Source organism: Serratia sp. AXJ-M (assembly GCF_046531865.1).
Taxonomy (GTDB): Bacteria; Pseudomonadota; Gammaproteobacteria; order Enterobacterales; family Enterobacteriaceae; genus Serratia; species Serratia liquefaciens.
This window is the reverse complement of sequence record NZ_CP059394.1, coordinates 2,440,482-2,464,120: the sequence shown is the minus strand read 5'-3', so window position 1 is coordinate 2,464,120 and position 23,639 is coordinate 2,440,482. Positions and strand designations below refer to the sequence as shown.

Annotated in this window: 23 protein-coding genes; 8 read left to right on the top strand and 15 right to left on the bottom strand. The window is 55.8% G+C overall.

All coding sequences use genetic code 11. The annotated features are described in order from the left end of the window. Nucleotides 1-166: 166 nt before the first annotated feature. A complete protein-coding gene (locus tag H0S68_RS11585) occupies nucleotides 167-1,885 on the bottom strand; it encodes a penicillin-binding transpeptidase domain-containing protein (RefSeq protein WP_115058856.1) in 1,719 nt (572 codons plus the stop codon). Between the two features lie 102 nt (nucleotides 1,886-1,987). Continuing rightward, nucleotides 1,988-3,913 (bottom strand): penicillin-binding protein 2, encoded by a 1,926-nt coding sequence (gene mrdA / locus H0S68_RS11580; RefSeq protein WP_410529404.1) that lies wholly within the window; start codon nucleotides 3,911-3,913, stop codon nucleotides 1,988-1,990. A gap of 292 nt (nucleotides 3,914-4,205) precedes the next feature. Here mrdA and H0S68_RS11575 point away from each other — a divergent pair, with 292 nt between their 5' ends. Continuing rightward, nucleotides 4,206-4,487, top strand: a complete 282-nt coding sequence (locus H0S68_RS11575; protein WP_020826830.1) for a YjcB family protein — start codon at nucleotides 4,206-4,208, stop codon at nucleotides 4,485-4,487. A gap of 317 nt (nucleotides 4,488-4,804) precedes the next feature. Further along, nucleotides 4,805-5,593: an acyl-ACP--UDP-N-acetylglucosamine O-acyltransferase gene (lpxA, locus tag H0S68_RS11570; RefSeq protein WP_400826473.1), complete on the top strand. Its 789-nt coding sequence runs from the start codon at nucleotides 4,805-4,807 to the stop codon at nucleotides 5,591-5,593. An 11-nt stretch (nucleotides 5,594-5,604) separates the two neighbouring features. On the opposite strand, the gene H0S68_RS11565 is transcribed toward lpxA, so the two are convergent. From H0S68_RS11565 to H0S68_RS11530, 8 genes are all read right to left on the bottom strand, one after another. Then, a complete protein-coding gene (locus tag H0S68_RS11565) occupies nucleotides 5,605-6,552 on the bottom strand; it encodes an ABC transporter ATP-binding protein (protein ID WP_020826828.1) in 948 nt (315 codons plus the stop codon). Continuing rightward, a complete protein-coding gene (locus H0S68_RS11560; protein WP_128864924.1) occupies nucleotides 6,542-7,546 on the bottom strand; it encodes an ABC transporter ATP-binding protein in 1,005 nt (334 codons plus the stop codon). Before H0S68_RS11560 ends, H0S68_RS11565 begins: the two co-directional genes overlap by 11 nt. Then, nucleotides 7,546-8,433, bottom strand: a complete 888-nt coding sequence (gene ddpC, locus H0S68_RS11555; RefSeq protein ID WP_020826826.1) for a D,D-dipeptide ABC transporter permease — start codon at nucleotides 8,431-8,433, stop codon at nucleotides 7,546-7,548. Before ddpC ends, H0S68_RS11560 begins: the two co-directional genes overlap by 1 nt. Nucleotides 8,434-8,438: 5 nt before the next feature. Further along, the gene (locus H0S68_RS11550) at nucleotides 8,439-9,455 is read right to left on the bottom strand and encodes an ABC transporter permease (protein WP_020826825.1); all 1,017 of its coding nucleotides are present in this window, start codon (nucleotides 9,453-9,455) and stop codon (nucleotides 8,439-8,441) included. Between the two features lie 48 nt (nucleotides 9,456-9,503). Continuing rightward, nucleotides 9,504-11,054, bottom strand: coding sequence for an ABC transporter substrate-binding protein (locus H0S68_RS11545; protein ID WP_261135328.1), 1,551 nt, complete (start codon nucleotides 11,052-11,054; stop codon nucleotides 9,504-9,506). 35 nt (nucleotides 11,055-11,089) lie between these two features. Further along, complete coding sequence (gene ddpX, locus H0S68_RS11540; protein WP_046373595.1) at nucleotides 11,090-11,653, bottom strand: D-alanyl-D-alanine dipeptidase; 564 nt, start codon at nucleotides 11,651-11,653, stop codon at nucleotides 11,090-11,092. A 17-nt stretch (nucleotides 11,654-11,670) separates the two neighbouring features. After that, nucleotides 11,671-12,543, bottom strand: a complete 873-nt coding sequence (locus H0S68_RS11535; protein WP_198639617.1) for a MurR/RpiR family transcriptional regulator — start codon at nucleotides 12,541-12,543, stop codon at nucleotides 11,671-11,673. Nucleotides 12,544-12,789: 246 nt separating this feature from the next. After that, on the bottom strand, nucleotides 12,790-13,638 hold the full coding sequence (locus H0S68_RS11530; protein WP_410529403.1) for a GNAT family N-acetyltransferase: 849 nt from the start codon (nucleotides 13,636-13,638) through the stop codon (nucleotides 12,790-12,792). A 58-nt stretch (nucleotides 13,639-13,696) separates the two neighbouring features. Here H0S68_RS11530 and H0S68_RS11525 point away from each other — a divergent pair, with 58 nt between their 5' ends. Next, nucleotides 13,697-13,867, top strand: coding sequence for a hypothetical protein (locus tag H0S68_RS11525; RefSeq protein WP_410529402.1), 171 nt, complete (start codon nucleotides 13,697-13,699; stop codon nucleotides 13,865-13,867). Nucleotides 13,868-13,900: 33 nt separating this feature from the next. Continuing rightward, nucleotides 13,901-15,097 carry a multidrug efflux MFS transporter gene (locus H0S68_RS11520; protein WP_130015712.1) on the top strand — a complete coding sequence of 399 codons (1,197 nt, stop codon included), beginning with the start codon at nucleotides 13,901-13,903 and terminating at the stop codon, nucleotides 15,095-15,097. Nucleotides 15,098-15,128: 31 nt separating this feature from the next. Here the strand turns inward: H0S68_RS11520 and H0S68_RS11515 are convergent, their stop codons facing one another. The 4 genes from H0S68_RS11515 to H0S68_RS11500 form a co-directional block, all read right to left on the bottom strand. After that, complete coding sequence (locus tag H0S68_RS11515) at nucleotides 15,129-15,617, bottom strand: ester cyclase (protein WP_308531197.1); 489 nt, start codon at nucleotides 15,615-15,617, stop codon at nucleotides 15,129-15,131. 10 nt (nucleotides 15,618-15,627) lie between these two features. After that, the gene (locus tag H0S68_RS11510) at nucleotides 15,628-16,077 is read right to left on the bottom strand and encodes a MoaF-related domain-containing protein (RefSeq protein ID WP_046373600.1); all 450 of its coding nucleotides are present in this window, start codon (nucleotides 16,075-16,077) and stop codon (nucleotides 15,628-15,630) included. A gap of 319 nt (nucleotides 16,078-16,396) precedes the next feature. Beyond that, nucleotides 16,397-16,834, bottom strand: a complete 438-nt coding sequence (locus H0S68_RS11505; RefSeq protein WP_020826817.1) for a glyoxalase/bleomycin resistance/dioxygenase family protein — start codon at nucleotides 16,832-16,834, stop codon at nucleotides 16,397-16,399. A gap of 17 nt (nucleotides 16,835-16,851) precedes the next feature. After that, the gene (locus H0S68_RS11500; protein ID WP_020826816.1) at nucleotides 16,852-17,721 is read right to left on the bottom strand and encodes a helix-turn-helix domain-containing protein; all 870 of its coding nucleotides are present in this window, start codon (nucleotides 17,719-17,721) and stop codon (nucleotides 16,852-16,854) included. A gap of 177 nt (nucleotides 17,722-17,898) precedes the next feature. Here H0S68_RS11500 and H0S68_RS11495 point away from each other — a divergent pair, with 177 nt between their 5' ends. The 4 genes from H0S68_RS11495 (at nucleotide 17,899) to H0S68_RS11480 (ending at nucleotide 22,467) form a co-directional block, all read left to right on the top strand. Beyond that, nucleotides 17,899-18,804, top strand: coding sequence for a DMT family transporter (locus H0S68_RS11495; protein WP_020826815.1), 906 nt, complete (start codon nucleotides 17,899-17,901; stop codon nucleotides 18,802-18,804). Between the two features lie 216 nt (nucleotides 18,805-19,020). Next, entirely contained in the window at nucleotides 19,021-20,316 is a 1,296-nt protein-coding gene (locus H0S68_RS11490; protein WP_130015709.1) for a cytochrome c, read from the top strand. Beyond that, nucleotides 20,313-20,843, top strand: coding sequence for a sugar dehydrogenase complex small subunit (locus H0S68_RS11485; protein ID WP_410529401.1), 531 nt, complete (start codon nucleotides 20,313-20,315; stop codon nucleotides 20,841-20,843). Before H0S68_RS11490 ends, H0S68_RS11485 begins: the two co-directional genes overlap by 4 nt. A gap of 19 nt (nucleotides 20,844-20,862) precedes the next feature. Then, nucleotides 20,863-22,467, top strand: a complete 1,605-nt coding sequence (locus H0S68_RS11480) for a GMC family oxidoreductase (protein ID WP_128864932.1) — start codon at nucleotides 20,863-20,865, stop codon at nucleotides 22,465-22,467. An 85-nt stretch (nucleotides 22,468-22,552) separates the two neighbouring features. On the opposite strand, the gene H0S68_RS11475 is transcribed toward H0S68_RS11480, so the two are convergent. Further along, nucleotides 22,553-23,593 carry a LacI family DNA-binding transcriptional regulator gene (locus tag H0S68_RS11475; protein WP_410529400.1) on the bottom strand — a complete coding sequence of 347 codons (1,041 nt, stop codon included), beginning with the start codon at nucleotides 23,591-23,593 and terminating at the stop codon, nucleotides 22,553-22,555. Nucleotides 23,594-23,639 lie beyond the last annotated feature (46 nt).

Here is a 23,639-nt window from a genome sequence, read left to right as displayed (position 1 = left end):
TAAATATTCCCGCCCATACAAAGTATCGACGCTTAAAAAATATTCCCCTTTTTAATAAAACCGCCAGATTTATCTTAACTTCACTCGTGATGTCGAATGGGCACAGGCCCACCTTGCGACGTTGAAAAAGTGACTGGTTCCCCCTCCACAGAGGGGGAACATCAGGTTAGCCTTTAACCTGCGAAACGACGTTCAACGGCTGGGCATCAGGCAAGATATTCATATGTTCCAATACCTGCGCCATGATCTTGCCGAACACCGGGCCAGCCACCGAACCACCGAAGTGCTTGCCGGCTTTCGGGTTGTTGACCATCACCACCAGCGCCACCTGCGGATCGCTGGCGGGCGCCACGCCGGCGGTGTAGTTAATGTAACCACCGTCGTATTTGCCGTTGGTGCCCATTTTCTCTGCGGTACCGGTTTTAATCGCCAAACGGTAACCTGGTACCGCAGCGCTGACCCCGCTGCCCCCCGGTAAGGCATCGCTTTCCATCATATGCACCACGGTTTTTACCGTATCTTCCGGCAGAATGCGCTGCCCCATCACCGGTGGCGTCACTCGGGTGATCGACAATGGCCGATAAACGCCATAGGAACCGATAGCCGCGTATTCACGCGCCATCTGTAACGGGGTCACACGCAAACCATAACCAAAGGAGAAGGTTGCGCGTTCGATATCAGCCCAGCGTTCGCGGTGCTGCGGCAAATAACCGCTGCTTTCGTTGCCGATGCCCAGGTCGGTCGGTCTGCCCAAGCCAAAGCTCTTGTAAACCGCAGGCAGTACGGTGGCGGGCAGCGCCAGCGCAATATGTGAAACGGCAATGTCGCTGGATTTTTGCAGCACGCCGGTAATGGTCAATTTCGACCAGTGGCCTACGTCCTTGATCAAATGACCATTGACCCGGTAAGGCGTGGTGTCCAGTACGGTATCCGGCTTAATCAACCGGTGTTCCAGCCCGACCATCACCACCACCGGCTTCACGGTAGAACCCGGTTCGAAACTGTCGCTGCTGCACACGTTGCGGATATCTTTGGCCGGGGTATTGGCGTAGTTGTTCGGGTTGAATGACGGGTAGCTGGCCATCCCCAGCACTTCACCGGTATTCACTTTTACCAGCACCGCACAGCCGGAATCGGCCTGGTTTGCCACCACGCCGTCGCGAATTTGCGCGTACAGCACGTACTGGATGAATTTATCAATACTCAGCGTGACATTCGGCGGCGGCACGGGATCGACGTTCTTGATCACGCCAATCACCGCCCCGCTGCCGTCCTTCTGGTAAACCCGCAGGCCGTTCTTGCCTTGCAGCAGGTGGTTAAAGCCCAACTCGATACCTTCAAGACCCTGATTGTCCTGCCCGACAATACCGATCAGCCCGGCGGCATCCTGGCTCATCGGGTAGAAACGGCTGAAGTCCTGCAGGGTACTGACGCCGGTCAAACGCAGCTTGCTGATGTAATCGGCATTATCATCTTCGACTTTGCGCGCCAGATAGACAAAACGCTTGTGAGCATTAGCCTGGATCAGCTTTTGCACCTCGGGTAGCGGCATTTTCAGCACGTTGGCCAGGCTCTGCCAGCGTTCATTGCCGATATCGGTATGGGTGTCGAGAATATGCTTGGGATCCAACACAATATCTTTCGATGACACGCTGACGGCCAAGGCCTCGCCGTTACGGTCGGTGATCATCCCCCGGTTGGTGGGCAGCACCTGGGTGCGAATCGAACGCTGATCCGCCTGATCCGCCAACTGCTGATGCTCCAGCAACTGCAAATAGCCGACCCGAAAGGCCAGCAGGAAAAAGCAAACCAGGATCCCGCCGCAAATCCAGCCAAAGCGAAGGGTCGAATAATTTTTACCGCTTTTTTTTGTTAATGGTGCCACTGTTAACCCTGCGTTTTTATTAAAGTTATGTGATTATTTCAGTCTACCCTGACAGAAATAGTTAGAAGATTGCAGTTTGTAAGAAAGTAAAAACAAACGCGTTTACTGTTGCACATCCGCGCTGTCGTTTAACTCCGGTTTAACTTTCTGGTTATCCTCGGGCTGCGGGGCGTTGGCCGGGTCAAAAATATGGTCGAGGATCGCCCGGGCCGTCGGCCCCGCGACCACACCGTCACCACCGCCGTTTTCCAGAATTAATGCCATCGCCACCCGCGGATTTTTATAAGGCGCGAACAACGTATAGAAAATATGGTCGCGCAGCCGTACCGGGATCATTTTGGCGTTATAAGTCTGATTCTCTTTCAGACCAAACACCTGTGAAGTCCCGGACTTGGCGGCAATCTGATACGGCGCGGTATGGAACAGCTTATAACCGGTGCCGTTTGGCAGATTGGCCATGCCGTACATGCCATTGCGAACGATGCCCCAGTACGGCGATTTGGCATCACCAATCTGTGCACTCTCTACCGGTGGCTGGTAGCGACTCACCAGGTTGCCCTGCCGCATGGAGTACAACAAATGGGGCGTTTTCACCTTGCCGTTGTTGATCAGCGTCGTTAACGCCTTCACCATCTGGATCGGCGTAGCCACCCAATATCCCTGGCCGATGCCTACCGAGATGGTGTCCCCCTGATACCAGGCTTTTTTATGCACCCGCTGTTTCCATTCGCGGCTTGGCAGCACGCCGCGATACTCCTCGTTAAGGTCAATCCCGGTCGCCTGACCGTAACCAAACTGGCTTAGCCAGCTGTGAATACGGTCAATGCCCATTTCAAACGCCACCTGATAAAAGAAGGTATCGGCCGATTCTTCTATCGCCTTGGTCACGTTCAGCATGCCATGCCCGGTTTTAAGCCAGTCACGATAACGGCGCTGGGTGCCCGGTAAGGTCCAGGTCGGCGCGCCAAAGAAGGTGGTGTTGGGGGTGATCACTCCTGCAAACAGCGCGGAGGTGGCCATGTAAGGCTTAACCGTGGATGCCGGTGGGTAGAGCCCTTGCGTGACGCGGTTAATCAGCGGCAAATCGGGGTTGCTCAGCAGAGCTTTATACGCGGGGTAGCTGATGCCCTTCACAAAAGGGTTGGGATCGTAACTGGGGCTGGAGACCATGGCCAAAATGCCACCGTCGCGCGGGTCTTCCACCACCACTGCCGCCCGCTGCCCTTTAAGCACCGATTCGATATATTGCTGCAGCGGCAGATCGAGGGTCAGGTAAATGTTTTTGCCCGCCTGTGGCGGTTGTTCTTTCAGCAGGCGTATCACGCGACCGTGGTTATCCACTTCGACTTCCTGATAACCGGTGGTGCCATGCAACTCTGACTCATAATAAGCCTCGATGCCCTGCTTGCCGATATTGTGGTCGGCGGCATAGTTCTCGCTGAGGCCCGCCTTGTCCAGCCGCTTCAAATCGCCATCGTTGATTTTAGACACGTAACCCACCACGTGGGCCAGTTCGGCACCGTAGGGATATTCCCGCTGCTGATAGGTGTCAATCGTCACCCCGTCAAAACGGTATTGATTGACCGCGAAGCGCGCCACCTCGGTTTCCGTCAGTCCGCTTTTCAAGGTGACCGGCTTATAGCGGCCATTGTGGTGCATGTCATCGCGAAAAGCGGCGATGTCTTCGGGGGTCAGATCGACAATCGGCGTCAGCGCCTGCAGCAGCGCGGTCATATTGTCGATTTTGCTGGGGATAATCTGGATCTGATACAGCGTAATGTTACGCACCAGCGGAATGCCGTTGCGGTCGAAAATCAGCCCGCGACTGGGGGCAATCGGCACCATCTTGATGTCGTTTTGATTGGATCGCGTCTGGTAGAACGCATGCTGTTTTACCTGCAGGCGGTACAGGTTGAGGATCAACGCGCCAAAACAGGCGACAACCAACACCATTGCCACGCCGGCGCGGCGTATAAACAACATTTCTTCGGCGGAATGGTCTCGAATTTTATCTTTTAATAGGGCCATACGTGGCGAGTTACCTGTCAGACGTCACATTTTCCCAAGATAAATCAGGGCAGTGAAAAGTCGGCAAGCATAGCGTTATTGGTTTGCGCTCCCCATTAAAAGGTTGCTAATGAAATGGCATAAATGTTTCAGCATGTTGGAATGTTACCAAATGCCGATTTTTCTCCCGCTCAGGGATTGAGCAGCGATTTATCCCAGTGCTACAATGTGACACAGATCACACTATTTCACCCATTACCCTGACCTTCCGGCCGCTCGCCGGGAGCAGCTTTATCACCAAGGATCCCGTTCGATGAGTGCCATTGCCACAGGTTTTATTATGATGCGCTGGGAGTTGCTTAGCGCCGTTATGATGTTTATGGCCAGCCAGCTAAACGTCGTTTGCCGTAAGACCAGCCGCAACGGCATGGCATTTATGTTCAGCAGCCTCGGGTTGTTCACCACCTGCTGGTTCGTGATGGGCCTGATGGGCATTAGCTTCAGTCAGGAAGGCTTTACGCAATTCTGGTCCCACGCCTGGGACATGTATGTCGAGGTCGTCAGTAACACCCCTACCGATTGGCCACTGCCCTGAGTTATGGCATTCGCTGGCGACGGAATTGACCGTTGTCAGCCTGACCATTTTCAGCCCTGCAGAGCAAAGGGTTGAAATCGCCGGTGGTAACATCCCGTTATTACCCAAAGGTTCACAAAATAAATAAAATATAAGGTAGCGGTCTGAGGCAAATACCGGCTTATGCTGGCCGCAGACAAACCTTGTCACACCGACCGGAAGGCAAACTTCCTGCCCACGCGTCCCTGTTTCCCCCAATTAATCCAGAATCCGGCTTAATAATTAACCGATGACTGGCCTGGCTGATGGATAGCCACGCGCCGCCATCAGGAAACGTGATGATTTCTCCCTCTGCCCTTATTGCAGACAACAGCCTGATCGCGCCCGGCGCGATGATCGGTGCGCACGTGCGTATCGGGCCTTTTTGCGTCATCTCCGCCGGGGTTGAGATAGGCGAAGGCACCACTGTTGCCTCGCACTCGGTAATTAACGGCCTGACCCATATCGGCCGCGACAACGTTTTCGGCTCGTTTTCTTCGATCGGCGAAGCCGGCCAGGATTTGAAGTATGCCGATGAACCGACCTCGTTAATCATTGGCGATCGTAACCGTATAGGCCATTACGCCACCCTACATCGCGGCACGGTACAGGGGCGCCAGCGCACCGTCATCGGTAACGACAATCACCTGCGGGATAATGTGCATGTTGCCCACGACTGCGTCATCGGAAACGGTGCTTACGTCGGCGAGCACAGCGGCCTGGCCGGGCATGTTGAGATGGGCGATGCTGCATGGGTCGGCTCCCGGTGCGCGGTACACCAATTTTGCATTATCGGTGCCCATGCAAAAGTTGCCGACGGTGCCCTGCTGGTGCAGGATCTGCCGCCCTTTGTTCAGGCCGGCGGCCATCGCGCCAAACCTGACGGCCTGCATCTGGCAGCGCCGGCTTTTCTGGCCGCCGATCCGCAACAACAGCGAGTTATTCACGCTCTCTACGATATGCTGTATCACCGGTCGATGGCGTTGGAGGATGTACGGCAAGAGGTTATCCACCTGAGCGTGGAATACCCATTGCTACGCCTGTTCCTCGACTTCTTCACACGCTCGACGCGCGGCATTATCCGCTGAGCGTATCGCCGTCATCCTACCTTATGGCAACGCACCGCCGTGCCGCCCAAGTTGACTCTCAAACTTTGCGGTCGCTGGCACCCCTCGCCGGCGTAAGGGCAACGTTCGCGAAAAAAGCAGCCCTGCGGCAACTGACGGTTGCCCGGTAATTCCCCTTTGCGGTCTTCAATTGCGCTGTCGCTCAGTGAACGGCCGGTACGGGGCACCGAATCCAGCAGCAACCGGGTGTAAGGGTGCTGAGGCTGGCGCAACACCTGTGCGGTCGGCCCCAATTCGACAATCTGCCCCAGATACATCACCGCTACCCGATCGCTCATGTGCTGGATCACCGAGACGTTATGCGAGATCAGCACATAAGTCAGGTTGCGCTGGCGTTGCAGTTCCACCAGTAAATTGAGGATCTGCGCCTGCACCGAAATATCCAGCGCCGAAGTAGGTTCGTCCAGCACGATGATGTCAGGCTGCGACGACAGTGCGCGTGCAATGGAAATACGCTGTCGCTGTCCGCCGGAGAACTCGTGCGGCAACCGGTCAATCGCCTCCGGCCGCAGTCCCACCTGCTGAGCCAACTCCGCCGCCTGCGCCCGTCGTTCCGCCACGCTGTTGTGTTGCTGCACGTACACCGGCTCGGTGATAATTCGCCATACCGGCAGGCGCGGATCGAGCGATGACTGCGGATCCTGAAACACCATTTGCATGCCGCTACCAAACCAGGAGCCGGCATTGCGCGCCCGCAGCAGCTCGCCGCTGCTGGGCTTCAACAACCCCATCAGCAACTGCGCCAGGGTGCTTTTGCCGCAGCCGGACTCGCCAACGATGCCCAAGGTTTCGCCGCGCATAATGTTCAGATCCAACCCATTGAGCGCATGAACATACTCTCGCGGCTTGCCGCGCCAGTTATAGCTGGCGGGGAAACGTAATCGCACGTCGCGCAGTTCCAGCAGTGCCTCAACGTTCATTTTGCACCTCCAAATCGACAGACTGCGGATGCCAACAGGCTACCCTTTGACTCGGCTCTGCCACCAATGGCGTAAGTCTTGGCGTATGCCGACACTGAGCGTCAGCATGGCGGCAACGGTTGCTAAAAGCGCAGCCTGGCGGTAACGCACTCAGGTTGGGCACCGTACCGGGGATAGCCTGCAGCAGGCTGCGCGGTTCGGCGCGCTCCGGCGCCGCCAGCAATAACCCAATGGAATACGGATGACTGGGATGCTCAATCACCTTGGCGGTTGCGCCACTCTCAATCACGTGTCCTGCGTACATCACATACACCCGGTCGCAAAGTTGCGACACCACAGCCATATCGTGAGTGATAAATAGCACCGCCGTGCCGCTGGCTCGCGCCTTCTGCTGTAGCAAACGCAACACCTGACGCTGGACCGTGACGTCCAGCGCAGTGGTGGGTTCGTCAGCGATGATCAGTTCCGGTTCGCAGGAAAACGCCATGGCAATCAGCACCCGTTGGCGCATACCGCCGGACAGCTCAAACGGATAACGCTCCATCACCCGCTGTGCATCGGCAATCTGCATTTCCTGTAACAGCTGAATCGCCTTGTCGCGAGCCGCCGAGGCGGAAAGTCGCTGGTGCAGGCGGATCACCTCGCACATCTGGCGGCCGATCTTGCGCGTTGGATTAAGCGCGCTCATGGGCTCCTGAAAAATCATCGACACCCGCGCACCGCGCAACTGGCGCATTTGCCGCTCGCTGGCGTTAAGCACGTCGGTGCCCAGCATCTCCAGCGAACCGCCGGTCACGCGGTAACCCTCTTCCGCCAGCAGCCGTAACGTCATCATCGCAGTGACCGACTTGCCGGAGCCGGACTCGCCCACCACGCCGACGATTTCACCCGCCTTGACCTGCAACGAAACGCGATTGAGCGCCTTGACGCTGCCGCCGTAAACCGGAAACTCCAGCTGTAATTCATCGATTGATAAAACGGTGGTTTCACTCATCAGCGCCCCCGGGTTTTAGGATCCAGCAGGTCGCGCAGACCGTCGCCGAACAGGTTGAAACCGGTGGCGGTGATCAGGATCGCCGTGCCGGGAAAGGCCGAATACCACCATTGGTCGAGCACATAGTTGCGTCCATTGGCCACCATAGCGCCCCATTCGGCGGTCGGTTGCTGGGCACCCAGGCCGATGAAGCCCAGCGTAGCCGCCATCAGGATTGCGGTACCGATATCCAGCGACGCTTGCACCACCAACGGCGGCATCACATTGCGCAGCACGTGCCAGCCAATCAGATGCCAGCGCGAAGCGCCAAAGGTGCGCGCCGCTTGCATATACGCCTGATGACGCAGCGTTAACGTTTGGCCGCGCGCCAGCCGCACGTAGAAAGGAATGCGCACCACGGCAATCGCCAACATGGCGTTGAACAAACTGGGGCCCAACGCCGCCGCCAGCGCCATGGTCAACACCAGCGACGGCACCGACAGCATGATATCCATGCAGCGCATAATTAACGCATCAACCGTACCGCCCATCACGCCGGAGAAACAGCCGAGCAGCGAGCCAATGCTCCCCGCCAAGACCACCACCGCCAGCCCGGCGGCCACCGATTGACGGCTGCCAACCAGGACTCGGCTGAACAGGTCCCTGCCCACTTCGTCGGTACCGAACCAGTGCTCGGGCGAAGGCGGCAGTAAGCGGGCGGTTAGGTCAATGGCGTCCGGATTATGCGGCACCAGCCACGGCGAGAACAGCATCAGGAACAGCACGGCTATCATGATGGCAGCACCCAGCAGCGTCAGCGGACTCCGCCGAACCCGGTACCAGGCGCGGCGCAGGCTGAGATAGCGCAATACGGGTTCCGCGATCGGCGGTTGTTCGATTTGAGTCATTGTCATTATCCCTCGCGCCCCATTCTTGGGTCGATCCACAGGTAGAGCAGATCGACGATCAAATTAACCATCACGTAGGCAAAAGAGACCACCACGGCAAACCCCATCACCGCTGGAAAGTCCAGCGCCTGAATGGAATCCACCACGTAAGCGCCCATGCCCGGCCAAGCGAAGACCGTTTCGGTCAGCACCGCGCCATAGAGTAAGTCCCCCAAAGCCAGCCCCAACACCGTCACCGAGGGGATCAACGCGTTGGGCAACGCATGCCCAAGCACCACTCGCCAGTGCGAAAGGCCGTTGGCACGGGCCGTGCGGATATAGTCTTCCCCCAATTGTTCCAGCATCGCCGAGCGGATTTGGCGCGCCACTACCCCAAGATGAACAAAGGCTAACGTCAGCGCCGGCAGGATCAGGTGTTGCAGGCTGTTCCAGAACGCCTCGCCGTTGCCGGTCAGCAAGGAGTCCAGCAGGTAAAACCCGGTGATGTGGGTGGGAGGATCCAGCCAGTCGTCCAGTCTGCCGCCGCCGGGCAATAGATTCAGTTGCCCGTAGAACAGGATAATCACCCCCAACCCCAGCCAGAACGCCGGGGTGGAGATGCCGGTCACCGACAACAGCCGCACCAGATGATCGGGCCATTTATTACGATACACTGCCGACACCACCCCAAGCGGGACGCCAAACGCGATCGCCAACAGTAAAGCGCAAAAAGCCAGCTCCAGCGTGGCGGGAAAGAAGGCGCGCAGATCGTCCAGCACCGGCCGTCCGGTGCGAATGGAAGTCCCCAAATCGCCATGCAGCAAATCCAGCACGTAGCGACCAAATTGCACATACAGCGGCTGGTCCAGCCCCAGCTGTTGGCGAATATGCTGGACGATTTCCTCGCTGGCGCGGTCACCGGCCAGCAAGCGCGCCGGATCGCCGGGGATCAGGTGCGAGATGGTAAAGGTGATCACGCACACCCCGAACATCACCAGCACCAACCCCCAGCAGCGCTGACGGATAAGGCTCCAAACGTTCATAGCGGTTTCCCATGGTGCAGGGGCAGCCAAACGGCTGCCCGAAAAAAATTACTTGCTCATCTGCCCAACGTTGAACACCTGCTCCAGCATCGGGTTATACACAAAGCCCTTCACCTCTTTGTTCATCGCCACCTGATAGTTTTTTTGGAACAGATAGACGTAGGCCGCTTGGTCGATGACGATTTTCTGCGCCGCCTGGTAATCCGCGGTGCGAACCTGCTGATCGGACACCGATACCGCTTTCTTCAACAGGGCATCCACCTGCGGATCGCTGTAGAACGACCGGTTGCCCGGCAGCCCTTTCTTGTCGGATTCAAACCAGTAGTTCATGAACATATAGGGGTCGGCGAAATCCGGGCTCCAGTTGCCGATGGCGATATCGTAATTACCCTGACCGATGCGATCCCGCATGGTAGCGTTGGCCAGCTTCTCCAGTTTGACGTTGAGGCCGACCGTCGCCAGGCTGGCCTGCACCGACAGCGCAATCGCCTCCCAGTTAGGGTCACTGATCGAATACAGGAAGTTCAGCGAAGCGGGTTTGTCTTTCACCGCCGCCAGTGCTGCCTTGGCCTTGTCCGCATCCTGACTGTACTGCTGGGCATTGGCGTCATAACCCCACATGCCCTCCGGGATCGGGCCGCGCATCTGTTTGCCGTTCCCCCCGAGAATGCCCTTCACCATGCCCTGATAATCCACGGCGTAAGAAATGGCGCGACGCAGATCCACCTGGTTAAGCGGCGCTTTGCCGTTGTTAAGGTACAAATAGGTCACCCGTAGCGACGGGTACTCGTTGACCGCAACCTTGTTTTCACTTTTCAGCGCCGTGAGCTGGTCAATCGGCAGTGATTCGGCAATATCCAGGTCGCCTCGGGTCAGTTGCAGACGGCGGGTGGCGCTTTCGCCGATGATTTTCACCGTGACGCGTTTAAACGCCGGTTTGGCACCGCTGTAATGCGGGTTAGGCACCAACACCAACTGCTGGCCCTTCTGCCAGCGATCCAGTTTGTACGCCCCAGATCCGGCGCTATGGTTCGCCAACCAGGCCTTGCCCTCGTCCGCCGGATTCGCCTTGGCAATCGCCGGGTTAACGATGCCGGCACCGTCATTGGCCAGGGTGTACAGGAACGGCGCAAACGGCGTTTTCAGAGTGAAACGCACCGTCAGCGGATCCACCACCGTGACCTGCAGGTCTTTCGGGAAGGCCTCTGACGGCCCCTGACCAATCTTCATCAGACGCTCGAACGACCATTTGACCGCCTCGGCGTTCACGTCCGAACCGTCATCAAACTTGTTGCCGGGTTTTAGCTTAAAGGTCCAGACCAGTTGGTCGTCTGAACTGGTCCAGCTGTCGGCCAGCTCACCCTCCACCTGGGTCGAACCTTTTCCGCCTTCGGTCTTGTACTGCACCAGTCGCTGATAGGCCGGGTAGGTCACCGTCCAGTCGTTGTTATCGATAGTCACCGCCGGATCCAGCGTTTGCGGATCGGCCGCTTTGCCAATCACCAGCATGTCTTTGGGCACCGCCGCCTGTACCGGCCCGGTTACCGTCAGGCCCAACGTCACTGCAGCCGCCAGAGCGGCGTATTTGATCTGATTCATAAACAAAGCTCCTGATGCGTTGAATGTGTGTTGTTTTAGTCGTAAGAAAAACAGCCGAAGCGATCGGCCAGCAGCGGATAATCCCCGGCGTTGGGCAGTTCGAAGTGCCACCATTCGCTGGCGATCCCGCGAAAACCTCCGGCGGCCATCACCGCATTCAGCAGCAGCCGGTTGCGCTGCACCTCCGGAGGGAAATCGGGATAAAACGGGTGCGATTTTTCGCTCATTTCATCAAAGCCGGTGCCCATATCCAGAGCGATACCCTCGGCGTCCAACAGCGTCACGTCGATCGCGACACCCCGGCTATGATGCGATCCGGTCAAGGTGCTCGTGACATACTGCGGATCCGGACAGGCTTGCCACAGCAACGCCTGCGCCTGCTGCGGTCGATAAGCGTCAAATACCAGCAGGGAAAAACCGGCCAGCCGCGCCGCCAGCAGGCAACGCGTCAGCCCCTGCACCGCATCAGGATGCAGCAGGCAGCGGCTCTCGCGATAAATCGCCCGGCCCGTCAGGTTGTCGGCGCCGGCATATTTCAACTCAATCGGCAGACCAGGAAAGGCCTCGGCCAGATCGGTTAATGTTACATTGTCACTCATTGCGTTTTCCCATACGGTTAAGATTCAAATTGCCCCAGCTCTTTTTGCAGCATTCGGTTGCTTGCCAGCCGTTGCTCGACCGCTGTACCGCCCTGTTCCAGCACCGAAGACAGCAGCAGGTTGAACAGGCAACTGAGCGGGGCCAGCGAATCCCAAAACTGACCGGTGTCGGTTTTTACCTGCAGCAGGTCGATCGGGTAATCCCGAGCCCAGGGGCAGTAAATATCGGTAATCAGCGCCAGCCGCAGCCCACGCGCACAGGCCGCCTGGCAGTATTTTTGTGCGATGGTCGAATACGCGCGCGTGTCCGTCAGCACCAGATATGGCGCACTGAATTCCGAATTTAGCGACTCCACATAGGTGCCGGATAACCCGTCCGCGTAATAGACCTTGGGCCGCAGATATTCCAGATGGCTGTAAAAGGCATTGGCAATGCCGCGCGTAGACTGAATGCCCACGACAAACACCGCTTCCGCCTGCGCCAACTGACGGCTGACCTGCGCAAAGGCTTCGCCGCTGGCCAATTGGTAAACGTGTTCGATCGCTTCCAGCTCCAGCGTTAATGACTGACGTAATTTTTGGGGTTGCGGCTGTTCGCGCCGACGGCGGTAAGCCCCCAGGCGATCGGTCACGCCCCAGGGTTGATGCAAAGCCGTACCCTGCTCGCGCAAGGTCCGCTTTAAGTCCTCAAGGTTGCGGTAACCCAGGCTGCGCAGGTAGCGCCCGACCGAAATACCGCTGGTGGCGGTGCTACGAGCAATACTGTCGGCGGTCTCAAACGGCACCTGCGGCAAATTGGCCAGCAGATATCCGGCAATGCGTTTCCCGGTGGGGGTTTGCACCGCAAATGACGCTTCTATTTGTGCCATCACATCTGGATGCTCTGCCATAGTTCGCCCGCTGTTGTTGAGTTGTCACCAAACCCCACTTTGTTACTCAGATAACAAAGCGAGATGATGACAATGCATGGCCTGTGCCAATTGCGGATTACTGGGGAAATTTCACGCGCGACGGCGTACGGCGGCGCAGGAACGACAAAAACCTGCGGTTACAACATAGTCATCAGTTGATAACTATTGCACAACATTTGGGCAATGCATCGGGCGATGCACCACCCTGAACCCTTAATTTCAATTTTATGACCAGGCTTGCGAAACCAGTGAAAATGTCAGTGCAACGTCGCAATCCGGTCTATGGGGCACGCCACGCACCATAATGGTCGGCGTATCGACGCAGGGTAAACCGCGCTCGGCCAGCCAAGGGCTGAGGCCGCTGTCCAGGGGAGTATCCACCCGCACAAACTCGCCCTGACAAGGCAGGCATAAGGCGTCAACCATGGCAATGGCCCCCGTTAGCTCAGGCGCAACCACCGGGCCAATCATGTTGCCGTGACCAAAACGACGTCGGAAGGCAAATCCGACGGCAATCCCCTGCTGCTCCAGCACCAAAGCCTGTTCGGCGCTTGCCAACATTGCGGCCAACAGGGGTTGGCGGCTGAGGCCGCTGGCGGCCAAATCCAGCTCAACCAGGGTGGCAAGATCCTGCGGCAAGGCCGGCCGTAAACTTGCCCCCTTGGGCAAAGGTGCGGTATGGCCTGCCGGCATCTCCCGGCATTGGTGCTGCGCCAGTAATCCCTGATCGATAAACCCCAATTTTTGGTACAGCGGTTTGCCTTGATCGGTCGCTACCAGATGAAGCTGATAGTCGGGCAAAGGCGCTATCATCTGCTGCAACATGGCTCTGGCGATACCTTGCCCACGACATTGCTCTGCAACTATCACCAACCCTAGCGTGGCCCGTTGGTCGCCCCATAGCCAGCGCAGGGCGCAGCCAACCACGTCTCCCTCGACTTCAGCGATCACCCCGCCACCCAATGACCACGCTTGCTGCCAATCTTCCAGCCGATGCGGCCACTGTATTTTTTGCGACAGCACATGCGCGGGCGCTACATCGGCCGCCCCCATCTCTCGCAGCGTAAACGTCATTTTCCGCGTCTCCTGAACAATGCTGATTCCTTGCTATAGCACCATGACGGCATCGCCGATGGCAACCGGCAATCTTGCGTTACCGGTGATCATTTTACAGCAGCATTACGGCGCCATAGCGCGGAATACCGCCGTTACAGCCATCCGCCAACCGGCAGGTTTTACTTTTGTTCACTTATTTCATCCGGCAGGCCCTGGTAACCGGTGTTATTATTATCTTGCTCAATAATTCCCTCCTAATTCAAAGTGGTACGACAAGCTGATGGAAGCGTGGAAACTCAATCTGATTTCGGTCTGGCTCGGCTGTTTCTTCACCGGGCTGGCAATGAGCCAAATCCTCCCTTTTCTGCCGCTGTACGTCGAACAGCTCGGCGTCAGCGGTCACCAGTCGCTCAGCATTTGGTCGGGCCTGGTGTTCAGCGGCACTTTTTTGGTGTCTGCACTGGTGTCGCCGCTGTGGGGCAGCCTGGCGGACCGCAAAGGCCGCAAGCTGATGCTGTTGCGCGCCTCGCTGGGCATGGCTATTGTCATTGCACTGCAGGGCATGGTCACTAACGTTTATCAGCTGTTTGCGCTGCGTGCGTTGATGGGCCTGACCTCCGGCTATATCCCCAATGCAATGGCGCTGGTTGCCTCGCAGGTGCCGCGTGATAAAAGCGGTTGGGCGCTGGGCACCTTATCCACCGGTCAAATTTCCGGAGTGATCGCCGGCCCGCTGCTCGGCGGGCTGATGGCAGACCACTTGGGGTTGCGCGTGGTGTTTTTCGTTACCGCTGGGCTGATGTTCATCAGCTTTTTGATTACCTTGTTCCTGATAAAAGAGCGGCGTGTCGAGGTAAAAAAAGCCGACCGATTGAGCGGCAAGGCCGTTTTCCAGTCGCTGCCCTATCCTGCGCTGATTGTAACGCTGTTTATCAGCACTCTGATGATCCAACTTGCCAACTCCTCCATCAGCCCGATACTGACGCTGTTTATAAAAGAGTTGTCAGGTGATAGCGGTAATATCGCCTTTATTAGCGGCATGATTGCCGCCGTGCCTGGGGTGGCGGCGTTGATTTCCGCACCACGCCTCGGCCGGCTGGGCGATCGTATTGGCACCGCACGCATTCTGCTGGCGGCGCTGGGGCTAACCACCCTGCTGTTCGCCATCATGGCCTGGGTGGAAACACCGCTCCAGTTGGGGATCCTGCGTTTTCTGCTGGGCTTTGCCGACGGTGCCCTGATGCCTGCGGTACAGACGTTGTTGTTGAAGTACTCTTCCGATCAGGTCACCGGCCGTATCTTCGGTTACAACCAGTCGTTTATGTATCTTGGCAACGTGGTTGGTCCGTTGATTGGTTCTGGGGTTTCGGCGCTGATGGGGTTCCGCTGGGTGTTTGCCGTCACGGCGGTATTGGTGCTGCTCAATTGCTTACAGGTACGCAGGCAGTTCAAACAGGTCGAGAATGGGCGCAGATGAGTAACAGGGCCGCCAGAGCGGCCCTGTAGCGTTAGAACATGGTGTTGTCGTTGGCCGATTTCGCCGGCACTTCCTGATTGACGTCCCAGTGTTCGGTGATTTTTCCATGATTGTTCACCCGATAAATATCCACGCTGGCGGTACCGCGGTCTTGTGGATTGTTTTTATACAATACGTGGACATACACCAGGTCGCCGCTCACTGCACTGCGGTATATTTTCGCGCTGAACTGTGGATTATCTTTAAAATTCTGGCTGAAGAAATCCAGGAACGGTTTAATGCCATCGCCAACAAACGGATTATGTTGCTTGTAGTTTTCCACAATCAGCCGCTGCGCCACGCTGATATCATGCTTATTAAAGAAACCGGCGTACAGATCTTCCACTACCTTTAATTTCTTTTGATCCTGAATGTTTTTATTTCCAGCGACTTTATGAGGCTCGCTGTTTTTAACCGCCAATGCAGGGTAATTGGCCAGCATACTGCCGACGATAACCAAAGGGATAAATACCTTTTTCATTGTAGCTCCTTTATTTTCCTGAGTGACCTATGATTTTCAATTGCCCTTTCAGATGGGTGAAAGTCCCATCCTTGCTGGCGATATTGGTGTAGACCTCACCCCGCTGAAAATCCTCGACATGAGTGACATTATCGCCGGACTTGGGTTCGCTCCAGTAAACCATGTAGACCTTGGGACGTATCTCAACCGCCGTATACTGGACGGTGTCGGTAACGCCCTGAGAGGCCGCGCCAACCCCCGTAAAAGTCATGGTTTTGTCGTCGGTGAAATCCAGTTTGAAGGCAAAATCGCCGAAAGTAACCTGCACAACTTTTCCGGCCGCGATAAACGACGGCTGCGTTTGCTGGGCCGTAACATCCTTATTTGGCATATTGATATTCTCCGCCATTGCCGTAGGTAATATCATCGTCATTCCCAGGGATATTAATGCTGTCATCCCTACCCTTGCTAATTTACCCATAGTTCCCTCTTCCTTTCCTTGGTTGAAAACGAGAATCATTATTATTTTAGCGATGGGTATGGAATATAAGAATTATCTCTATTTAATTTTCCTTGGCGTGTAATTATGAGCACCCTAATTTTATTTTGGCTTCTAAAGAAAGGAAATAACGATCTATGGATGATGTTTTTATCTAACTGACAGGAATAACTATCACCAATCAAATGAAGAGCTCGAGAACAATAGGTTTATCAGTTGAGGTTTTGAATAAGCTAATAATCAATTTTTCTAAAAAACGATATATCCCCCACCAGCGGCGAGGGAATTAGACCAGTGAAAATCAATCACGCAACCAAGGGGTAAAGGTAACGCCAATCAATAGCCCTTCAGGGCTGAGCAACCGTGTGACACTCTGGCCCCAAGGCTCTTCGCGATTGGCAACCAGCAGACGGTAGCCACGGTCAATCAACCCCTGAGTTGCCAGCGCCATATCAGCGACGTCAAATTCCATCCAGGCTTGCGGCACCGGCAGGTCTGTCGGCCATTGATCGCTGCCAAAACACGACTGTGCGGCCTGCGCCAGCGGCCAGAGAGCAAAGTGCTTCACGCCTTCCAGCGCGCCGTGCTCGCTCAGCAGATAATCGGCATTGCCTTCCATCGGCTTCAACGGCAGCCCCAGGGCATCGACGTAAAATGCCTTGCTATGCTCTGTTTGTTGGGTAATAGGCCCAAATCCGGCGACAAACAACACGCCCAGTCCTGCGAACTGCTGTTCCATGTTCTCTCCTGTTGAGGTTAACGCCCCTGACGCCGCTGCGTTGGGGAACATCCATAGGCCACTTTGAAGCGATTGCTGAAATGACTGGCGGAGCTGAAACCGCACTCCAGCGCTATCTGCGTCAGCGGCAACTGACTGTGGCAAAGCAACTGCTCTGCCTGCTGTAGCCGTGCGCGCATGACAAACTGATGCGGCGCCAGACCGGTGTCATGTTTGAACATACGGGCGAAGTGGAACTCGCTCAGCCCCGCCTGCGCGGCCAAATCGGCCAATACCAGCGGCAGATCCAGATGCTGCTCGATATACTCTTTCACCCGTTTGGCAACGGCCGGAGCCAGACCGCCACGGACCTGCGGCAGCGTCCATTGCAGTTCACTGTAGCGCTGAACCAGACAGGTCATCAGCAGCGTTGTGGCACTGCTGAGGGACAGCTGATTGGCCCGTTCCTGCCAGTTGCAACTGAGTAGAAACTGGCGATACAGCAAGGTGATTTGCGGGTCTTCGGCAAACGCGTTGGGCACCAGATTTATCGACGCCGGGCTGCGATCCCAGATTTGTTCCGCCACCTGACGCAGGTGCTTATCGGTACAGTAAAGGTGGACGAAAGACAGATCGCTGCGCACGTCCCAGGTGGACTCATACTGGCGCGGCATAATGCAGAAACGGTCAGGTCCGCCGCCGTTTCTCCACCCTCCGGGCACTTTTTGATAGCACTCGTAACCGTCGGCGACGTACAGGCTCAGAGTATGGTGCTCCGCGCTTTCCTGGGTAATACGGTCGTCACAGTTGGACCAGGCGGCCAGCTCTACGCCGCAGCTTAATCGCACACTGTCGTGCAACTGCGCTTTATGTTCCCGCAGCGTTTCAAACGCCTTGTATCTGGACATTACCGACCCCGCTTTGCTCAATCTTTCCAGTTTAGAGAGTGGCGCGATGCCATACCAGCCATCAGCACGCGCTTTTGCCAAAAAAAGCGCAAGAATATGCAATTGCTCGCAAAGCGCTGAAAGCGCGGCGCCGTGCAGCGGCGGATACTGAGCCTATCCATTTTGCCGGAGTTAATTATGAACGTGCTGTTGTACCTTGCCGTGGTGCTGATTTGGGGCACCACCTGGATTGCCATTACCCTGCAGCAGGAAGGCCCGGTGGCCATTCCCGTTTCCATCAGTTACCGTTTTGTGGTTTCCGCAGTAGTGATGCTCGTCATTCTTTTATTGGCACGACGCCTGCGCCGTATCGCCCTGCGCGACCATCTGTTTTGCGTCCTGCAAGGCTGCTGCGTTTTCGGTTTTAACTTCTACTGTTTTTACCATGCCGCAGCCTACATCAGCAGCGGGCTGGAATCGGTGATTTTCTCGATGGCAGTGCTGTTCAATGCCGTTAACGGCATTATTTTCTTTCGCCAGCGCCCTAGCCCCAATCTGTTACCGGCTGCGGTGCTGGGCCTGACCGGGATCGTCGCCCTGTTCTGGCAAGATCTGGTGGCAACGCAAATGGCGCCGGACCTGTTGAAAGGCATCGGGCTGAGCGCTCTTGGCACCTACGGCTTCTCTTTGGGGAATATGATCAGCTCCCGCCACCAGCGGCATGGGCTGGACATTCTTTCCACCAATACCTATGCCATGAGCTACGGCGCAATCCTGATGGCGCTGATTGCGTTGGCCCAGGGTGCCTCATTCCAGATTGAGTTCAGCACCCGTTACATCGGCTCGTTGCTGTATCTGGCGATTTTCGGCTCGGTGATTGCCTTTGCGGCCTATTTCAGCCTGCTGGGGCGGATCGGCGCCGGGGCGGCTGCCTACAGCACCCTGCTGTTTCCTCTGGTGGCACTGACCATTTCAACCCTGTATGAAGGCTATCAGTGGCACACCAATGCGGTGATAGGCCTGTGCCTGATCCTGCTTGGCAATCTGGTGATGTTTGCCAAACCGGGCCGGTTTGCTGGGTTATGGCGGCGCCCGGTGGCATAAACATACGTCAAAAGCGCCTGAACCCAAGGCGCTTTATCCCAAAACTCCCCAATCTGACTCCGCCATTTACATCCCACTAAAAATTAACAATTAATGCTGAACGACAGACATAACCGTTGACATTAGCGGCTGCAGATCAATACATTGAATACTAAACCGTTACAGTATTTTTGTATCTTAACGCTATATATCACCATTTTGGTTTGGAAAACAAAGATGAGTAATAAAAAAACTCATTGGAGTATAAAGAGGCTGACCCGTTTCCTGGTCGTCGTGATGCCTTTATATTCTTCATTGAGTTACGCGCAAACTGCTGACGCAGAGAGTGATTTTGCACAGCACAAAGGCCGTTATTTAGCCATTGCTTCAGACTGTGTGGCCTGCCATACCGCGTCGGGTGGCAAGCCTTTTAGCGGGGGGTTGGCTATGCCATTGCCCATGGGCAATATTTACTCCACCAACATCACGCCAGATAAAACCTACGGCATTGGCGAATATACATTGGAAGATTTTAAGAAGGTATTACGGGAAGGGATTAGACGTGATGGTTCAAATCTTTATCCGGCAATGCCATTCCCCTCTTACACCAAGTTAACGGACGAAGACATTGCCAACCTGTATGCCTATTTTATGCATGGCGTTGAGCCTGTTAACCAACCGAATAAAAAGCCTGACTTCTCTTGGCCCCTTACCCTGCGCTGGCCGCTGATGGCCTGGAATACTCTATTTCTGGAGAAAGGGGCTTATCAATACAAATCAGACCGCAGCCCAGAGTGGAACCGTGGCGCTTATTTGGTGCAAGGCGCCGCACACTGCGGCTCTTGCCACACCCCCCGCGGATTGGGCATGCAAGAAAAAGCCTATGACGAAAGCCAGAAAGGCTTCCTGGCCGGCGCCAAGATTGGCGGCTGGGAGGCGTTTAACATCACCAGCGACAAAGCATCAGGTATCGGTAGCTGGACACAGCAAGAGATCGTTCAATATCTGAAAACAGGCAATGTCCCCTTTAAAGCTCAGGCAGCCGGTTCCATGGCGGAAGCCATTACCCACAGCTTCAGCAAAATGAATGATGCGGACCTGAACGCCATTGCAGGGTATTTGAAAGACATACAGGCCGTAGGTGATGAACAGACCCGACCGCGCTCATCTCAGGTGCAGCCGAGGCCGAACGACGAAATGCCGGGCGCCAACATTTATCTGAACAATTGTGCAAGCTGCCATGGCAGAGAAGGTGCCGGCACAACGGACGGTTATTACCCTTCAATGCTCGGCAACAGCGTGATCGGCGCGAACGACGCCAACAACCTGATTCAGGTCATTCTACACGGCGCCAACGTGAACAACGGTAAGGACCACTACTTTATGCCCGCGTTCTCAGATCAGTTGAGCAATCAACAAATCGCTCAACTGGCTGAATATCTGGTGGAAAGCTTCGGCGGACATGCACTCAACGTCACCCCCGATCAGGTTGAAAAACTGCGTGGTTCCAGCAATGAGGACGTCGTGCAATGAAAAAAGAGAGCAAAAGTAAAGCGAGCTACGGCTTTTCTCGTCGCCATCTGCTGAAAAGCACCCTCATCGCGGGGGCTGCCTTTCTGTCGGTCAATGCCGTTTCAACCCCGCTAAAACGGCTCGATGACAAACACACAGAGGGGCTTTTTAATCAGTTGGCTCAGTGGCTGACCCTCCGACAGAACCTCGATCCGGCATTTACCGCTGCCATGTATTCAACCATGGCGTCCCATACCGAGAAGTTTGGCGACAGGCTCGGCATGTTGGAAAAAAGGATAAGCGATAGTGGTGCACCCGATGTTCAATCCTTTATTTCTGCCCTGCCCGCAGAGGATGAAAATCGGAAATTAGCACTGCTAATTATAGAGAGCTTTTATACCGGTAATGTAGGGCGTGGCCGCCAGGCCGTAGTAGTGAATTACGAGAAAGCCTTGATGTTCCAGGCAACGAGTGATGTGACCGTGATCCCTACCTATATTCGCGCGCGACCCAATTACTGGATAGCCACGCCAAATTTAGAAAATTGAAGATCATTAGTGAGCAAATATGGCCATTGAATATGATTGCGACATTATCGTCGTGGGTGCCGGTATTTTAGGCGGTGCTATTGCGAACAGCCTTGCCAGGCAAGGAAGATCCGTCATCATTTTAGAAGCGGGCCCCCGCGTTAAGCGTGCGGAAATCCTTGAAGCATTTCGCCAATATGGGAATAAATCAGATTATAACGGCCCTTACCCAGACCTGCCCTGGGCGCCCAAATCGGCGACCGGCAAGTATTCTGACGACTATATTGAGAGCGTGGGCAATATTACCCAAAAGCCTTCTTTCTTGCGTCTGGTTGGGGGAACCACCTGGCACTGGGGCGGGGCAACCTGGCGTAATCTGCCTGCAGACTTCAAATTAAAAACGCTCTATGGGCACGGTCGTGACTGGCCTATTGACTACGACACGCTGGAACCCTGGTACCAATTGGCCGAAGAAGAAATTGGCGTGAGCGGCTCCGATACCGATGACCAGCGTGGCCATGGTGAACAACCCTATCCCCCACGCTCCAAACCTTATCCCATGGCGATGCAACCCTGGACCTATCTGACCCAGCAGGTAGCGGAAAAAGTCTCCAGTGCACATCACCACTTCGTCGATGAACCCAATGCACGTGCGACCCGCCCCTATCAAGGGCGACCAATATGCGCGGGTAACAACAACTGTGCCCCTATCTGCCCGATCGGTGCGCAGTTCTCTGGCGATAAGCCGGTCGTTTGGGCAGAGCATCGGGGGGCAAAGCTGCGGGTGAATGCGGTGGTTTACCGTATCGAAAAAGGCCCGGACAACAAAATCGTTGCCGTGCACTATAAAAATCCGCAGGGGGAAAGTACGCGCCTCACGGCTCGCTATTTCGTGCTGGCTGCCCATGGGGTAGAAACACCGAAATTGATGCTGATGTCGGACATAGGCAACTCGTCGGATCAGGTCGGACGTAACATGATGGGGCATACTGGGCGGGCTATCGCCATGCTGGCGAAAGATCCCGTTTGGGCAGGTCGTGGTCCGACGCAGCAGGGAAGCATCAACACCTGGCGCGACACGCCGCTGCGACACCAGCATGCGGCAATCCGCCACTTTCTCGATAATACCGTCCCTAACGAGTTGATCACCAAGCGTTTGCTGGACCAGGGTATCGTCGGCCCTGAGCTGGATCGTCTTATTCGTCACAATAGCGCACGCTACCTGAAAATTGCGTCCTACGTCGAGGTATTACCCGATCCCGCGAACCGCGTCACTTTGAGCAATAAGCGCGATGCGCTTAATTTGCCGACGCCGCGTATCAATTACGACATCGCACATGAATACACCCTGAACGCCATGGGCCAACTTTATAAAGACTATGAGCAGTTCAAGGCGTTATTTGGCGCCACTGAAGTGCTAAATGACATCCAGGCATGGGTACCCAGTTCCCATATCATGGGCACCACTATTATGGGCAGTGATCCACGGGACTCGGTGGTCAACCACGAGTGCCGCTCCTTCGATCATGCCAATCTCTTTATCACCAGCACCAGCGTCCACCCCAGCTCTACCGTGGTGAATCCAACCTTAACCGGCTATGCCATTGCCCTGCGCGTTGCCGATATCATCAATAAAGAGATTTAATAACCTATTGCCGTTAAAAAGAGCCCGTCACCAGGCTGATTTCCCCCCTTCGCCACCGGTTCGCCGGTGGCAAAAACCTTCGGCGTTAAACACCGGCAGAGGGTTCGTCGACCATTGAAAGATTAAACGGCGTCACCACGCTAACCCTTGAAAAGGCATGCGTGATGATATTGCCGGGAACAAAGCCGTGGTGTTGCAAAATGGCCTGGAAGGCATTGCGCGCGTCCCGTTGTAAATCGTGGTCGATCACCGCATCAATCCGCTCTTGTGCCAGCAGTTGGCGATTCTCCTGATCCAAATCGTGGCCGATAAACGCCGCCAGCGGCCGCTGTTGCCGGCTGAACGCCTCAACAATCGCGGAGTTCCCGCCACCGACGCTGTAAACCGCGTGAATGTCCGGATGACAGCGCAACGTTTCTGTCACTCGTGCCAGAGTCGGTGCATACACCCCCAGGCCGCCGCTAATGTCCACCACGCTCAGGTGCGGTGCCCTTTCCCGCAGCCATTGACGGAATCCACTCTCTCTTTCTTCTTCGCCGCGAAAACCCTGGCTGCTGATCACCACTGCCACCCGCTGTGGCTGGGGCGGTAACCAGCGTGCCATCAGATAAGCCGCTGTACGACCGGCGGCTCGGTTATCCATGCCGATATAGCTGATGCGCCGACTTTGTGGCAGATCGGTCACTATGGTCACCACCGGTATGCCCTGCTGCTGCAACAAACCGACGCTGTCATTGAGCAATTGCTCATCGCTCACCTTCAGGATCACCCCGTAGGAGCCCTGGCTACGGCAGCGCTCGAGCACCTGCTGCAGTTCAGCGGGACCGATCTGTTCGAAAATATGAAAGCGCAGCGTAATGCGAAACGGCACAAAAGCACTCAACTGGCTACACAGTGCATCCGTAACCAACTGACTGAAACGCTGCGGCGTGTGCATCACCACGTCAATCGGCAGCGTACGGCCGCTGGCCAGGCCGCTGCGCTGCTGATTTTCCAAATCCTGCAGCGCCTGCTCAATACGCCGCAAGGTTTGTTGATGCACCTTGCCCCGCTGATGCAGCGCGCGATCGACCGTTGCCTTGCTGACGCCCGCCTGCGCGGCAATTTGCTTGATAGAGAATTTCATGACGCCACCAAATTGAGGTCTTTTTGAGGTTTCAGTGAGGTTTTGT

Bases quoted from the DNA above. Each gene is read 5' to 3' on its own strand.
- H0S68_RS11500 (WP_020826816.1), bottom strand. From the start codon at position 17,721: ATGTCCAGATACAAGGCGTTTGAAACGCTGCGGGAACATAAAGCGCAG.
- H0S68_RS11520 (WP_130015712.1), top strand. From the start codon at position 13,901: ATGGAAGCGTGGAAACTCAATCTGATTTCGGTCTGGCTCGGCTGTTTC.
- H0S68_RS11510 (WP_046373600.1), bottom strand. From the start codon at position 16,077: ATGGGTAAATTAGCAAGGGTAGGGATGACAGCATTAATATCCCTGGGA.
- ddpC (WP_020826826.1), bottom strand. From the start codon at position 8,433: ATGACTCAAATCGAACAACCGCCGATCGCGGAACCCGTATTGCGCTAT.
- H0S68_RS11475 (WP_410529400.1), bottom strand. From the start codon at position 23,593: ATGAAATTCTCTATCAAGCAAATTGCCGCGCAGGCGGGCGTCAGCAAG.
- H0S68_RS11485 (WP_410529401.1), top strand. From the start codon at position 20,313: ATGAAAAAAGAGAGCAAAAGTAAAGCGAGCTACGGCTTTTCTCGTCGC.
- H0S68_RS11490 (WP_130015709.1), top strand. From the start codon at position 19,021: ATGAGTAATAAAAAAACTCATTGGAGTATAAAGAGGCTGACCCGTTTC.
- H0S68_RS11525 (WP_410529402.1), top strand. From the start codon at position 13,697: ATGGCAACCGGCAATCTTGCGTTACCGGTGATCATTTTACAGCAGCAT.
- H0S68_RS11560 (WP_128864924.1), bottom strand. From the start codon at position 7,546: ATGAGTGAAACCACCGTTTTATCAATCGATGAATTACAGCTGGAGTTT.
- H0S68_RS11575 (WP_020826830.1), top strand. From the start codon at position 4,206: ATGAGTGCCATTGCCACAGGTTTTATTATGATGCGCTGGGAGTTGCTT.
- H0S68_RS11545 (WP_261135328.1), bottom strand. From the start codon at position 11,054: ATGAATCAGATCAAATACGCCGCTCTGGCGGCTGCAGTGACGTTGGGC.
- H0S68_RS11550 (WP_020826825.1), bottom strand. From the start codon at position 9,455: ATGAACGTTTGGAGCCTTATCCGTCAGCGCTGCTGGGGGTTGGTGCTG.
- H0S68_RS11505 (WP_020826817.1), bottom strand. From the start codon at position 16,834: ATGGAACAGCAGTTCGCAGGACTGGGCGTGTTGTTTGTCGCCGGATTT.
- H0S68_RS11480 (WP_128864932.1), top strand. From the start codon at position 20,863: ATGGCCATTGAATATGATTGCGACATTATCGTCGTGGGTGCCGGTATT.
- H0S68_RS11515 (WP_308531197.1), bottom strand. From the start codon at position 15,617: ATGAAAAAGGTATTTATCCCTTTGGTTATCGTCGGCAGTATGCTGGCC.
- ddpX (WP_046373595.1), bottom strand. From the start codon at position 11,653: ATGAGTGACAATGTAACATTAACCGATCTGGCCGAGGCCTTTCCTGGT.
- H0S68_RS11530 (WP_410529403.1), bottom strand. From the start codon at position 13,638: ATGACGTTTACGCTGCGAGAGATGGGGGCGGCCGATGTAGCGCCCGCG.
- mrdA (WP_410529404.1), bottom strand. From the start codon at position 3,913: ATGGCCCTATTAAAAGATAAAATTCGAGACCATTCCGCCGAAGAAATG.
- H0S68_RS11495 (WP_020826815.1), top strand. From the start codon at position 17,899: ATGAACGTGCTGTTGTACCTTGCCGTGGTGCTGATTTGGGGCACCACC.
- H0S68_RS11535 (WP_198639617.1), bottom strand. From the start codon at position 12,543: ATGGCAGAGCATCCAGATGTGATGGCACAAATAGAAGCGTCATTTGCG.
- H0S68_RS11565 (WP_020826828.1), bottom strand. From the start codon at position 6,552: ATGAACGTTGAGGCACTGCTGGAACTGCGCGACGTGCGATTACGTTTC.
- lpxA (WP_400826473.1), top strand. From the start codon at position 4,805: ATGATTTCTCCCTCTGCCCTTATTGCAGACAACAGCCTGATCGCGCCC.